Raw genomic sequence first — 12543 nt, forward strand, 5'->3', positions numbered from 1 at the left:
ATGAAAATCAATTCTTTATTATCTGATAAACCTATCAGTGCAATGGCAATAGCGGCGTGTTTTGCTGTCATGTTATTGCTCCCATGGTTACATTTACTTCCTGCTGATTCGGCATTTTATCTTTCTGCGTATTGGGTCACCCTGATTGGTAAAATCATGTGCTTGGCTTTGGTGGCTTTGGCACTGGACTTGGTTTGGGGCTATGCAGGCATTTTAAGTTTAGGTCACGGCTTGTACTTTGCGCTGGGGGGGTATGCTTTCGGCATGTATCTGATGCGCCAATCTGCAGGGGATGCACTTCCTGACTTTATGCGTTTTTTAAGTTGGACTGAACTGCCATGGTATTGGGTGGGTACCAATCATTTCTTATGGGCTTTGGCCTTGGTGGTATTGGTTCCTGGTATGGTGGCTTTCATCTTTGGCTTCTTTGCGTTTCGCTCCAAAATTAAAGGCGTGTATTTTTCGATTATTACTCAGGCTATGACTTTTGCGGCGGCACTGTTGTTCTTTCGCAATGAAACAGGCTTTGGTGGAAATAATGGTTTTACAGGCTTTAAAACCATTTTTGGCATGGACATTACCTCAGCATCCATGCGTGCCACACTCTGTTTTCTCACCGCTGTTGTACTGTTGTTGTGCTTTGTGGGATTGCGTCATCTTATGAATAAACCTTATGGCCGTGTACTGGGAGCAATTCGTGACAGCGAAAATCGCTTACAGTATTTGGGCTACCGCACACTTTGGTACAAGCTATCTGCATGGGTGCTGTCGGCGGTCATTGCAGGTATTGCAGGGGCTTTATACGTTCCCCAAGCAGGTATTATTAACCCAAGTGAAATGAACCCCGTCAATTCGATTGAAATGGCGGTATGGGTGGCTGCGGGTGGGCGTGGGACTTTGATTGGCCCAATTTTGGGTGCAGGGTTAATTAATGGCGTGAAAACCTATTTCACCGTGGCTTATCCAGAAGCATGGTTATTAATCTTGGGTGCTTTATTTATTGTGGTCACCATTTTCTTACCCAAAGGTGTCATTGGTCTGTTTGACCGTTTTAAAAAGGAGCGTAGCGAATGAGTGAGCTAATACAACCTCATGGTGGCCATGCTTCAGACGGCTATGGGCGTCCCAAAGAACAAGGCGCTGACTTTAGCCACGGTATTGCACTGTACTTGGAGAAAGTCAGTGTTTGGTTTGATGCCTTTCGGGCCTTAAATGATCTGTCGCTGTACATCCAAGAAGGGGAGCTACGCTGCATCATTGGACCCAATGGGGCAGGTAAAACCACACTGATGGATGTGATTACAGGTAAAACCCGACCGACCGAAGGCTCAGCTTTTTTTGGGCAAAACTATGATTTGGCCAAGATGAGTACGGAGCAAATTGCAGAAGCGGGCATTGGTCGTAAATTTCAAAAACCAACGGTATTTGAAAATTTTACAGTGATGGAAAACTTGCTACTCGCGGCACCAAAAGATAAGCGCGTCAAAAAAAGCTTCTTCAGTAAACTGGATCCAGATGCGCAGTTGGCTTTGGATGAGTCTTTGGCGCAAATTCGGCTAGAAGAGTGGGTACATAAACCTGCGGGGCTGTTGTCACATGGACAAAAGCAATGGTTGGAAATCGGCATGTTGCTTATGCAACGTCCTAAGCTGATTTTACTTGATGAACCTGTGGCAGGAATGACTGATGCCGAAACAGAACGCACGGCTGAGCTGTGTTTAGAGTTGAAGAAAAATCACACTTTGGTGGTGGTTGAACATGATATGAGCTTTATCGACACCATCAGTGAAAAAGTGACGGTACTGGCTCAAGGGTCGATTTTAGCTGAAGGCACATTGGCAGAGGTACAGGCCAATGAAGATGTGATTGAGAAATACTTAGGACGTTAAGGAGCCGACCATGTTAGAAGTCAAAGACGTCAATCAGTTTTACGGTGGCAGTCATATTTTAAGAGATGTTTCATTTCAGGCCCCTGTGGGAGAGTGCTCGGTGGTGTTGGGGCGGAATGGTGTTGGAAAAACCACCTTACTGAAATGTCTGATGGGGATTTTACCGATCAAGTCGGGCCAAATTTTACTTGATGGCAAGGACATCTCGAAGATGAATCCTGAACAACGTGTTCGTGCAGGTTTGGCTTACGTGCCACAAGGCCGTGATATTTTTTCGACCCTAACTGTTGAAGAAAATATCCTGATTGGCATGGCCAAGTTTAAGGGGGCTAAAACCCGAAAAGTACCTGAACATTTGTATGAAATATTCCCCGTATTAGATGAAATGAAACATCGTCGTGGTGGAGATTTATCGGGTGGACAGCAGCAGCAATTGGCGATTGCGCGTGCTTTAGCGTCAGAACCGCGGGTGTTAATATTGGATGAACCCACAGAAGGCATTCAACCTTCTATTATCAAAGACATTGGCCGAGTGATTCGTAAACTGGCGGATGGTGGTGAGATGGCGGTGGTTTTGGTTGAGCAGTTTTATGACTTTGCCGAAGAATTGGCTGATACATATACCGTTATGGCCCGTGGGCAAGTGATTGCACAAGGGGCAGGCAGTGAAATGCCTGCAAAAGGTATTCGAGAATTGGTGGCGATTTAAGTCTCGTTATTTTCCCCTCTGTTGAACAAGTGACAAAAAGCCTCCCTGCTAAAGGGGAGGTTTAGAGGGATTTATTGTTTCTAATTCTTTTAGAAATTGGAAAATTTAATGTTTTTAAATCTCGGTATTTTCGTTCCATAGAAAATAAATACCATATTGACCCGTTCTAAATTCGCCACCAATAGCTTTTCCTGAGTCTGTCAGAAAATGCTTACCATTTTCTGTAAGGTTTAAATAGCCTTTATTGACTAATTTTTCCAATAAGTCTGGAGTTTTAATTCCAACTTTTGCAGCGAGTTTCGCAGTCGTTAGTTTTGTAAAAATGATGTCTTCTTCATGATCTGCCACTTCTGAAACTGGAGGTATTTCTGTTTTTACTTCATCTAGGGTAATACGTACTTCATCGCTAATTCGGATAATTCGTTGAGCTTCTTCATAAGCATCTTTGAAAACTTCAGTGTCTTCATATTTACGGACTAAGATTCCCATTTCATTGTTATTGACTTGGCTGAACTCATAAAGGTTTAGACTGGAAATAATACATTCACTTTCATTGATATAGCATTTTGCATGCAAATTTTTGCAAAAGCTAACTCGGACAAAATCTAATTTTTGCATCCATTTGATTTCGTCTGGATGTAAATCACTCTTTCCATAAACAATACGGATATCAATTTTTAGGCGATCTTTATCTTCTAAAAGTTCTTTGATTCGGTCATTTAAACGTAGATAAGGACTAATTAAAATGAGGCGTTCTTTGGCATTTTTGATGAGTTCTTCAAGAAAAAAATTAGTGCCACTCGTGTTTAAAAATTTTGCCATTTATCCCTCTGATTATTCTGAATAATTAAATGAGATACTAACGCATAAATACTGGGTTAGGGACGATCGAGAAGCATAATTTGAATTTTTTCATCAAACTGAAAAACATCACAATTATGTCCAGTCCCAATTCGATCAATAACGGCAAAATCACTAGGAGATTCCAGTGTTAAAAGTGGATGGTGCCATGTCCCTATATGATAATTCACACCCTGCGAACCATCTGTAATAAAAGCCTGTAATTTACAAATATCAGGTTGATCCGTATCCAAACTTGGCGCAACCAACACTAGAAATTTTTGACCGTGCATCGGGATGAACGCTTGAGAGCCTTTGGGGTGACGTTCCAACATTGAAATTTCAACAGGAAGTGTAGTGGTCTGGATATTTCGAAAGATACTAATACCAACTTTTGCATGGCCCATAATTTCAGTTTCAGCCAAGGCATGATAGCGCTCAGTGTGTGCATCATTAATATGGAAAAAATCATGCCCTCGGCAGCTAATCACATCACCAAACTCGGCAAAATTTTCATTGCTAATCGGTTGAATCAAAATATGATGGGGCATGGGTTTCTTCCAAATGAAAACTGTATTTTCAAAACTGATGCATATATGAAAATATAACAGCATAAATCTAAAAAAATAATTGAGCTAATCATGTCAATTTGAATATAAATTAGACAATTTTACCCCATAGACGAATGCGACTAATGCCACCGTCGGGAATCATATTGACCCGAATATGGGACACTTTGTTCTGTGTTAAAATTTCATTGGCATAACAATGGATATGATCCATTTGCATGGTTTTCGCCTCTAATAAAAAGGGCCAAAACATACTTTGTGGAATCAGTTGTGGGTCGGTAGCATCTTCAATATAAATGGCTTGAACTGAAACTTCAGCTGGGTAATTGCCTTTAAAATGTGCAGTGTCAATTTCAATTTTTTCAATAGAGCCTGCTTGCCCCAAGGCTAAAATGCACCAGTCAAAACCAGGTGCCCGACGACGTTTAGTTTCCCAGCCATCGCCCATATTGATCCCTCTACCGGGATTAATTAAATTACGGGGATGTCCAAAATGGGCATCACTATATGCAATGACGCGTCCTCCATTTTCCAATGCCAACAGATCTAATATTTGATTGTGGTCGGTAATTTGGGTTTGCACATCACCATAAACACGAAGACGTGCGATGCCACCATCAGGATAAATGTTTAAACGAATATGGGTATACACCATTTCAGTTTTAACCTCAAAAATATGGTGCTGGCTAGGTCCCAATATACTGTTTGGTAAAATTTGGTGCCATTCCACATCTTCAAAGTTACCCTTTGGTGCATAACAGGCTTCAATAGCCGCGGAAGCAGGATAATTGCCAGTAAAGAATGTCGTGTCGATATCAAAAGCTTTAATTTTTCCTGCGACTCCAAGTTTGACTATGGCCCAGTCGTAACCTGCATGGCGCTTACGCCGTGTTTCCCAACCATCCATCCATTTTCCGTGATCGTCAAATTTATCCTCCACAAAAACTGGAGCGTTAAATTGCAACATGCGTTTGGCTTCAGCAAAAAAATCATCCGAGCATTCAATCACTTCAGCCCCAATACGCAGATCTGCCAGATTGGTCAATTGTTGTATATTCGTAGGAAGCTCAAAGCTAGGTGCAAATAAGGTTGCCATGAAATAGGTCCGTGTTTAGGGTCATCAATAGGTGATTTTTCGTTTTAAAAATAAAGAAATTTATCTGCCAATTTTACGAAAATGAAATTACTTTCTTTCCTTTATATAGCACAGCTTATGCCAACTTTTGATGGACATAAATGAAGGGCTCAAAGATGGCATGCTTTTCGCTTTTTCAATCTGAATGATACAAATTTGAAAAAGAGGAACAGATGGAAATTGCAATTATTGGTGCAGGGATGGGTGGTTTAACGACAGGAATCGCATTGAAGAAATTTGGGCATCGAGTCACCATTTATGAGCAAACGGAGCATATTTTACCTGTAGGTGCAGCCATTTCATTGTGGTCAAATGGTGTGAAGTGCCTGAATTATTTGGGCTTAACCCACCAAGTCGCACGCCTAGGTGGGCAGATGGACCATTTGGCTTATGTTGATGGTTTAACGGGGGATGTCATGACCCAGTTCAGCTTGTATCCTTTGATTGAAGAGGTTGGACAGCGACCGTATCCTGTTTCGCGTGCCGAACTACAAAACATGTTGATGGATGAATTTGGGCGTCAGGATATCAAGCTCGGTAAAAAAATGCTGTCTTTAGCAGAGCACAATGATATGGTCACAGTTCGCTTTGCAGATGGAACAGAAATCCAAACAGAATTATTGGTTGGAGCAGATGGAACTCACTCTTTGACTCGAGCGTATGTTCTTGGTGATCAAGTTGAACGCCGTTACGCTGGTTACGTCAACTGGAATGGTTTAGTTGAAATATCTAGTGATTTAGCACCAGCAGATCAATGGACGACATTTGTTGGCGAAGGGAAGCGTGCTTCACTTATGCCAGTTTCTGACAATCGCTTCTATTTCTTTTTTGATGTGCCTCTACCAGTTGGTTTGGAAAATGATCGAAATCAATATAAAAAAAAGTTGAAAGAGTATTTTCAAAATTGGTGTGCGCCTGTGCAAAGCCTCATTGATGCAATGAATGAACAGCAGACTAATCGTGTCGAAATTCATGATATTGAGCCATTTATTGACTTCTATAAAGGTCGTGTGGTGATCGTCGGAGATGCAGCACATAGTACAACGCCTGATATTGGGCAAGGCGGTTGCCAGGCGATGGAGGATGCTATTTATTTGGCACGCGCACTACAAATTAATACTTTGGGCTTACAAGACTCGTTACGTCGTTATCAAAATAAACGCAACGAACGCACAGGAGAAATGGTGCTACGCGCACGTAAACGTTGTGATGTGACCCATATGAAAGATGAAAGTGTAACCCAGGCATGGTATGAGGACTTACGTACTGAGCAAGGCCCTCATATCATGAAGGGAATTATTAGTAATATTGTGGGTAATCCGCTGGATTAGGGGATATTTTTTGTGGCGTATTTAAGCTCGGAGTAAAGGACCACTGTCCTTTGCGTTTTTGTGAAAATTACTCATACAAATTGATTGAGCAGTTGGATTTCAGACGCGTTAAGCTAATGGAAAGTAACAACAATAAGAGCAGCCATATGGACACATTATTATTAAGTATTCAACCCAATGCTTTAGAAATGCTGATTTTAGAGTCGACTGCTGTGCAAGATGTATTGGATTCGCAACAGCTTGAATCACGTCTACTTTTAGGCTCAAACTGGAAGATCTTACAAACGTTGTTGCAGGGGAGTTTTAAGTCTGGAACTTCCTTACTGGCTTTGAGTGTACAAGCTGAACATCATTTATCGGAACGTCAGAAACAACTCACAGAGGTGCGCTATAACACGGCAGTTCGTGTAGTTGAAGTCGAAGAAGCATTAGGGAAACTCGATATTGATGACTTTAAAAAGCATATGCAAACTACTTGTTTAAAGCGCCTAGAGCAGGAACATGGGATTCGGACTGAGTCGATAGAACTGCAATTTGCGGAGTTGAGCTTGCTGTTTGCTCAACTCAAAAATTTTTATGAACAAGCAGCAAAGCATAATTATGCTGTGATCAGTGTAACCAGTGACAATTTAACGCCAATCTCACTGATTTAACATCAATTGCATCAGTACTAGATCACGCCATTGGCCAAATTTTTGTCCCACTTGTGGCATATAGCCTGTTTGTACGAAGCCGAATTTTTCGTGTAATGCAATTGATGCAAGATTGGCATGGTCAATTCCTGCAACCATGACATGCATTTGCTGTATTTTTGCTTGTTCAATCAAATAGGCTAAAAGTTGTTTACCTAAACCCTGACGTGCATAGTTGGGTGAAATATAAATAGAATGCTCAACGGTAAAACGATAGCCTGAAAAATTACGGAAAGTGGCATAGTCTGCAAATCCTGCAATCACCTTTTTCTCTTGGTCTTCCATTACACAAAATGGAAATTGCTGATTTTTAAAGTGTTGTAACTGTTTTTGAAAATGCGCTAAATCATATGCATGTTCATTCCACGTTGCCATACCATGTAGAACTTCAGCATTGTAAATATTTTGAATGGCAGGCAAATCGTGTTCAGTAGCAGGGCGGATGATAAAAGACATGGAAGGCTGAGTCGTTGTATTGGAGCTTTATCATGCTGCTTTTACATAAAAAAAAGCAAGACAGAAGTCTTGCTTTTGGATATTCACAAAAGTGAATTAGAAGTGGTATTTGATTAATGCACTAACGTCATTTTGGTCTAAACCTTTGATGCCGTATTTGTTGTTCCATACAGAGTGTTCAACACCCACATAAAGACGTGTATCTGGAGAAATGTGTTTACCAACATTCCATTTCCATTGTGTTGTCCAGTTTAATTCACTTGCATGACCTGCATTTTCACCTGTTGACCAGTCAAGGAAGCCATCAACAAGGAAATCTTCAGAACCTAATTTCACTGGAATACCATAGACAGCAGTCATTTGGTAGTCATCAGTTGTTCCTTTCTCATTATCCGCTTTATAGAAGTTCAACTGTGCATATTGGAAATAAGGAATAGCAAGATCAAAACCAATACCATAGAGGTAGTTGTTGAAGTCTGCACCTGGGTAGTTCGAGCTATTTGCTTCCCATGTTCCCGCAATTAAAATATCTTTAATTGGACCAGCTTCTAGTTTAGTTCCTGTAACAGCACTTAAGCTTAGGCGAGGCGAAAGCTCGAAATATGTGCTGTTTTCGAAATCATTGTGAGCACGGTCAGCGAAGCCGAAAAAGTCACCATATTTCAATTTAGCTGTATATTCGACAGTAGCCGTTGTTTGCTGGTTATTGTCATCCATATTTACAGGATGCGCATAGTTTTCACCGTATAAAGCAGTGAGGCTAAAGTCTTGCCAGATCGGCGCAGCTTGAGAAATTGCCGCAGCAGAAGATAATGCTACGAAAGCAGCAATTTGAGTCAGTTTCATGAATATTCCCCAAAAAATCGGATACAAGGATACCGATTATTAAGCAAAAATAAAGCCAAATTTGACGAACGTGATGGAGATGGATCATAAAAAAAGGTTATTTATTACACTTTTTTTACCAAATGGTTTAGTGGTGGGCTTCCTGAAGTATTTTATTTTTAGTGACAGACTTTCTTTTTGAAGAAGGAAGATGATTGAATAATAAATTTAATAATATCGCCATGATACAGGTCGAACTGATCCCAGAATGGAACAGGGTTTGCACCCATTTGGGGAAGTTTATAAAGAAAGAATAATCTATGATTGGAATCATGCCTGCTGCAATTGAAGTTGCAACAATAATTAGATTTTTTTGCTCATTATAGTCAACTTTAGCCAATGTTCGGATGCCACTAGCAGCTACTGTTCCAAATAAAACTAAACCTGCCCCACCTAAAACTGGGAATGGAATAGCCGCAATCAAGCGCCCCATAATCGGTAATAAACCCAAGATCACTAAAATGCCACCACCTGCAGCTACTACAAATCGGCTTTTAATTCCTGTAATGGCAACCAGACCGACGTTTTGCGCAAAAGCACTTTGCATAAAGGAACCCAAAATGGGTGCTGCCGCACTCGATAGCATATCTGCACGTAAACCTGCTGCAATGCGTTCAGCATCAACCTTCGTTCCAACAATTTCACCTACTGCAATAATGTCGGCAGTGGTTTCCGTCATAATGACTAAAGTCACAATCAGCATTGAAAGAATTGCGGTGAATTCAAAAACAGGAAGCCCAAAAGCAAAAACACTCGGGGCTTGAATCCAAGCACCATTGGTGATGTGGCTAAAGTCACCAAAACCTAGAATATAGGCGATGCATGTACCTAGAATGATTGATACTAGAATCGACAACCGGCGCATGGTCGGGCTTTGAAGCATATTCAGTCCAATCACGATTGCTAAAGTTAGGAGAGCCAAACTGATATTTTCAATACTTCCCCAGTTCGGTGCCGTTTTATTGCCACCCATCATCCAACGGACAGCGACAGGCAGGAGGGATAAACCAATGATGGTGATGACGGAACCTGTGACGACAGGGGGGAAAAAGCGAATAATTTTGGAAAAATAAGGGGCTAAGAAAAAGCCAATCAATGATGCAACGATGACTGCACCATAAACTGCGGGCAGCCCTCCACCTGTAGTGACAATCGCCACCATGGTAGCGACCCCTGCAAAAGAAACGCCTTGCACCAAAGGAAGTTGCGCCCCAATGTATTTCACTCCTATGGTTTGTAAAATAGTGGCTAAACCGCCGACAAACAACGCCGCAGCAATGAGTAAACCAATCTGTGCCGCGTTTAAGCCTGCTGCAGTACCAATAATCAGTGGGGGGGCAACAATTCCACCATACATAGTGAGCACATGTTGCAAACCGTAAGCTACACTTTTAGTCGCCCCCAAATACTCATGTTCTGGAGAGAGGCTTTTATTGAGTTTTGTCATGTTGTTTTTCCCCATATTCTGTTGGTTTGTGTTGTGCTTAGCTTCCACGGTAAGTGGAATAAGCAAAAGGGCTGATCAGCAGAGGAATGTGATAGTGTTGCTCGGTATTTTGGATATAAAAATGAATCACAGCTTTGGGGAAAAATGTTTCAAGGCCTTGTTTTTCGAAATAATCCTTTGTATTGAACTCAAGTGCATACTCTCCAGAAATGAGTGCTTCTAAGCCAAAATCTGCTGCTTGAATACGACCATCTATATTGGTTTGTGCACAAGCCAATAATTCGCCAACATGATTGAATAATCTCACATCGACCTGAGCTGCAGGTTGACCTAAAGCAGTATCTAGAATATGGGTGCTGATCATGCGGTAAGCTCCTGTGTAAGGCGAAGGATAGCAATTTCAGATAACTGCTGTTTGACGATGCGTTGTTCCGTTTCAGGGTCGTTTTTTAGTCGATAGTTCAGTGCCGTTAAAATATCATTCACATTTAAACCTGACGCCTTGATTAAGAAGATGTAGCCATATTTTTTTTCATAAGCGATGTTGGCGGTGAGCAATGCCTGTTGAGTCTCTTTATTGGTTTGGAGTTGGGCCTGTTCACGTTCTGAAAAAGCTTGTTCGGTTGGGCTAAGTTCAGTTTTGGCTCGCTTCTCTCCAATCCTTGGATGCATATCTAGAGCAGATTGAACCTCGTCCCATGTCCATGTCTGGCTGAGTTGAGTCGCGTAATCAAGTACCTTTTGTATAGATGAAAAGGGGCGAGCTGCAATAATGGCTTGCCCCCAACTTTGAATAGGCACGCAGTGTTTTAATCGGTTTTCGAGTTCGGCAGGGGGGGATTGATTAAATTCGTTCAGATGCACTATTTTGACCTGATGTTTAAAAAGAATAGCTAAAACTTTGCAATATCAGTGCCAAATACAGACAAATTTACACCCCAAAATAGCTAAATAAACGCCCAAAAGAGGCTCCTATTTACATGATGCTTCACATATTAGGGGCATGATGTTGATACCAATGTTCAGCAATCTCTGAGCGACGACAGATCCAAACTTTTTCATGGCTCTGAACGTAATCGAGAAAGCGTTGTAAGGCTTTAAAGCGACCCGGACGACCGAGAAGACGGCAGTGCATACCAATCGACATCATTTTCGGACTGCTTTCACCTTCGTTATACAACACATCAAAACTGTCCTTTAAATATTGGAAAAAATGTTCTCCTGTACTAAAGCCACCTGCGGAACTGAACTTCATATCATTGCATTCAAGTGTATAGGGAATAATCAGATGTGGACGTGTGGTGCCATCGGTTTGCGTTAATGTGGTCCAAAACGGTAAATCGTCGCCATAGTAGTCCGAGTCATATTGAATCTGTGGAAACGCTGCGAGCAATTGACGTGTATTGGGGCTGTCTCGGCCCGTATACCAGCCGATGGGAGTTTGACCCAATAATGTTTCAAGTACGCTCAAGGCCTGATCCATATGTTGATACTCGGTTTCAATATCGACATTTTGATAGTGCAACCAACGTTGTCCATGAGAGACCACATCGTAGTGGGCTTGTTTGATTGCTTCGACAATAGGTGGATTACGTGCCAGTGCCATACCTACCCCAAAGATGGTCATCGGGAGTCCACGTTTTTGAAACTCCGCATGGATGCGCCAAAAACCTGCTCGTGAGCCATATTCATACATGGAATCCATGGAGCGATGCTGAGCAGGAAAACTCGCTGCACCGACCAACTCAGATAGGAACTGCTCAGAACCAGCATCACCATGCTCAACATGGTTTTCAGCCCCTTCTTCATAGTTCAAAACAAACTGTAGTGCAATGCGTGCTTGATTCGGCCAGTGAGCGTGTGGTGGGGTTCCTGCATAGCCAATTAGGTCACGTGAATAGGCAGAAGTTTGAATAGAATCAATGAGTTCTTGGCCACGTAAGTAAGTGCTTGTCACAATAAGTATCCTTTTCATATTTTTTTTAAAATATCACTTGCATAATTTTGAGTTAGGCCCGATATTCAAAGTAGAAGGACACAGATCTGCAGACTCAAAAGTGTTCATCATTCAATCAGGGGAGGTTGCTTTCCAATAGAAATTGAAGATGGTCGTATGCTGTTAAAACAGTAAGCTACAAGTGTGCCAAGATAAAAAAGTTTTGCACAGAAAAGAGTCAAATAAAGAGAGGATGTTATTTTATGAACATAGAAATCCGTACAGATAAAAACATTCAAAATAGTGACCGTTTAATTAGTTATGTACGTGCAGAGCTCAATCAAGAATTCCAACGTCACAGTGAACGTATTACCCATTTTTCAGTGCATCTGAGTGATGCCAATAGCCATAAAGGCGGAGATGACGACATTCAATGTATGATTGAAGCTCGTCCTGCAGGTTTAAAACCCGTGGTTGTAAATCATAAAGGTCATAATGTCGATACGGCGATTCATGGTGCGATTGATCGCCTCAAACGTAGCCTAGAACATACCTTTGAAAGGAATGATAAACCACGTGCTGGGCAACCTGCTTATGCAGATCAGGATGATGGCCTAGAGGATGAGGAAGAATAAACCTCACGGAATTTTAAAA

General features: G+C 41.6%; 15 protein-coding genes. 6 read left to right on the forward strand and 9 right to left on the reverse strand.

The annotated features are described in order from the left end of the window. From urtC to urtE, 3 genes are read left to right on the forward strand one after another with little or no spacing between them, the layout of a single operon-like run. Nucleotides 1–1074 (forward strand): urea ABC transporter permease subunit UrtC, encoded by a 1074-nt coding sequence (gene urtC / locus DPG01_RS06940; RefSeq protein WP_086210298.1) that lies wholly within the window; start codon nucleotides 1–3, stop codon nucleotides 1072–1074. Beyond that, nucleotides 1071–1889, forward strand: coding sequence for an urea ABC transporter ATP-binding protein UrtD (urtD, locus tag DPG01_RS06945; RefSeq protein WP_110974599.1), 819 nt, complete (start codon nucleotides 1071–1073; stop codon nucleotides 1887–1889). Before urtC ends, urtD begins: the two co-directional genes overlap by 4 nt. Nucleotides 1890–1899: 10 nt before the next feature. Beyond that, nucleotides 1900–2598 (forward strand): urea ABC transporter ATP-binding subunit UrtE, encoded by a 699-nt coding sequence (urtE, locus tag DPG01_RS06950; protein ID WP_086210296.1) that lies wholly within the window; start codon nucleotides 1900–1902, stop codon nucleotides 2596–2598. Between the two features lie 114 nt (nucleotides 2599–2712). Here the strand turns inward: urtE and DPG01_RS06955 are convergent, their stop codons facing one another. From DPG01_RS06955 to alc, 3 genes are all read right to left on the reverse strand, one after another. Then, nucleotides 2713–3420: a phospholipase D family protein gene (locus DPG01_RS06955; protein WP_110974600.1), complete on the reverse strand. Its 708-nt coding sequence runs from the start codon at nucleotides 3418–3420 to the stop codon at nucleotides 2713–2715. A 56-nt stretch (nucleotides 3421–3476) separates the two neighbouring features. Then, complete coding sequence (locus tag DPG01_RS06960; protein ID WP_110974601.1) at nucleotides 3477–3989, reverse strand: ureidoglycolate lyase; 513 nt, start codon at nucleotides 3987–3989, stop codon at nucleotides 3477–3479. A gap of 109 nt (nucleotides 3990–4098) precedes the next feature. Beyond that, complete coding sequence (gene alc, locus DPG01_RS06965) at nucleotides 4099–5103, reverse strand: allantoicase (protein WP_110974602.1); 1005 nt, start codon at nucleotides 5101–5103, stop codon at nucleotides 4099–4101. 212 nt (nucleotides 5104–5315) lie between these two features. Between alc and hpxO the strand changes: the two genes are divergently transcribed. Together hpxO and DPG01_RS06975 are read left to right on the forward strand one after the other, a co-directional pair. Beyond that, entirely contained in the window at nucleotides 5316–6473 is a 1158-nt protein-coding gene (gene hpxO, locus DPG01_RS06970; protein WP_110974603.1) for an FAD-dependent urate hydroxylase HpxO, read from the forward strand. A 146-nt stretch (nucleotides 6474–6619) separates the two neighbouring features. After that, nucleotides 6620–7126: a DUF1877 family protein gene (locus DPG01_RS06975; protein ID WP_110974604.1), complete on the forward strand. Its 507-nt coding sequence runs from the start codon at nucleotides 6620–6622 to the stop codon at nucleotides 7124–7126. Here the strand turns inward: DPG01_RS06975 and DPG01_RS06980 are convergent. The 6 genes from DPG01_RS06980 to puuE all read right to left on the reverse strand — a co-directional run bounded on the left by DPG01_RS06980 (nucleotide 7115) and on the right by puuE (nucleotide 11910). Further along, entirely contained in the window at nucleotides 7115–7621 is a 507-nt protein-coding gene (locus DPG01_RS06980; RefSeq protein WP_110974605.1) for a GNAT family N-acetyltransferase, read from the reverse strand. The two genes, DPG01_RS06975 and DPG01_RS06980, sit on opposite strands and share 12 nt — an antisense overlap. Before the next feature lie 96 nt (nucleotides 7622–7717). Beyond that, on the reverse strand, nucleotides 7718–8467 hold the full coding sequence (locus DPG01_RS06985; protein ID WP_086210289.1) for an outer membrane protein OmpK: 750 nt from the start codon (nucleotides 8465–8467) through the stop codon (nucleotides 7718–7720). A gap of 127 nt (nucleotides 8468–8594) precedes the next feature. After that, nucleotides 8595–9953, reverse strand: coding sequence for a nucleobase:cation symporter-2 family protein (locus DPG01_RS06990; protein ID WP_110974642.1), 1359 nt, complete (start codon nucleotides 9951–9953; stop codon nucleotides 8595–8597). 37 nt (nucleotides 9954–9990) lie between these two features. Further along, entirely contained in the window at nucleotides 9991–10317 is a 327-nt protein-coding gene (gene uraH, locus DPG01_RS06995; protein ID WP_110974606.1) for a hydroxyisourate hydrolase, read from the reverse strand. Beyond that, nucleotides 10314–10817, reverse strand: a complete 504-nt coding sequence (uraD, locus tag DPG01_RS07000) for a 2-oxo-4-hydroxy-4-carboxy-5-ureidoimidazoline decarboxylase (protein ID WP_110974607.1) — start codon at nucleotides 10815–10817, stop codon at nucleotides 10314–10316. Before uraD ends, uraH begins: the two co-directional genes overlap by 4 nt. 124 nt (nucleotides 10818–10941) lie before the next feature. Continuing rightward, nucleotides 10942–11910: an allantoinase PuuE gene (gene puuE / locus DPG01_RS07005; RefSeq protein ID WP_110974608.1), complete on the reverse strand. Its 969-nt coding sequence runs from the start codon at nucleotides 11908–11910 to the stop codon at nucleotides 10942–10944. Between the two features lie 242 nt (nucleotides 11911–12152). On the opposite strand from puuE, the gene DPG01_RS07010 reads away from it, so the two are divergent. Continuing rightward, the gene (locus tag DPG01_RS07010) at nucleotides 12153–12524 is read left to right on the forward strand and encodes an HPF/RaiA family ribosome-associated protein (protein ID WP_110974609.1); all 372 of its coding nucleotides are present in this window, start codon (nucleotides 12153–12155) and stop codon (nucleotides 12522–12524) included. Nucleotides 12525–12543: the final 19 nt, after the last annotated feature.

The organism is Acinetobacter sp. WCHAc060042 (genome assembly GCF_003231195.1).
Taxonomy (GTDB): Bacteria; Pseudomonadota; Gammaproteobacteria; order Pseudomonadales; family Moraxellaceae; genus Acinetobacter.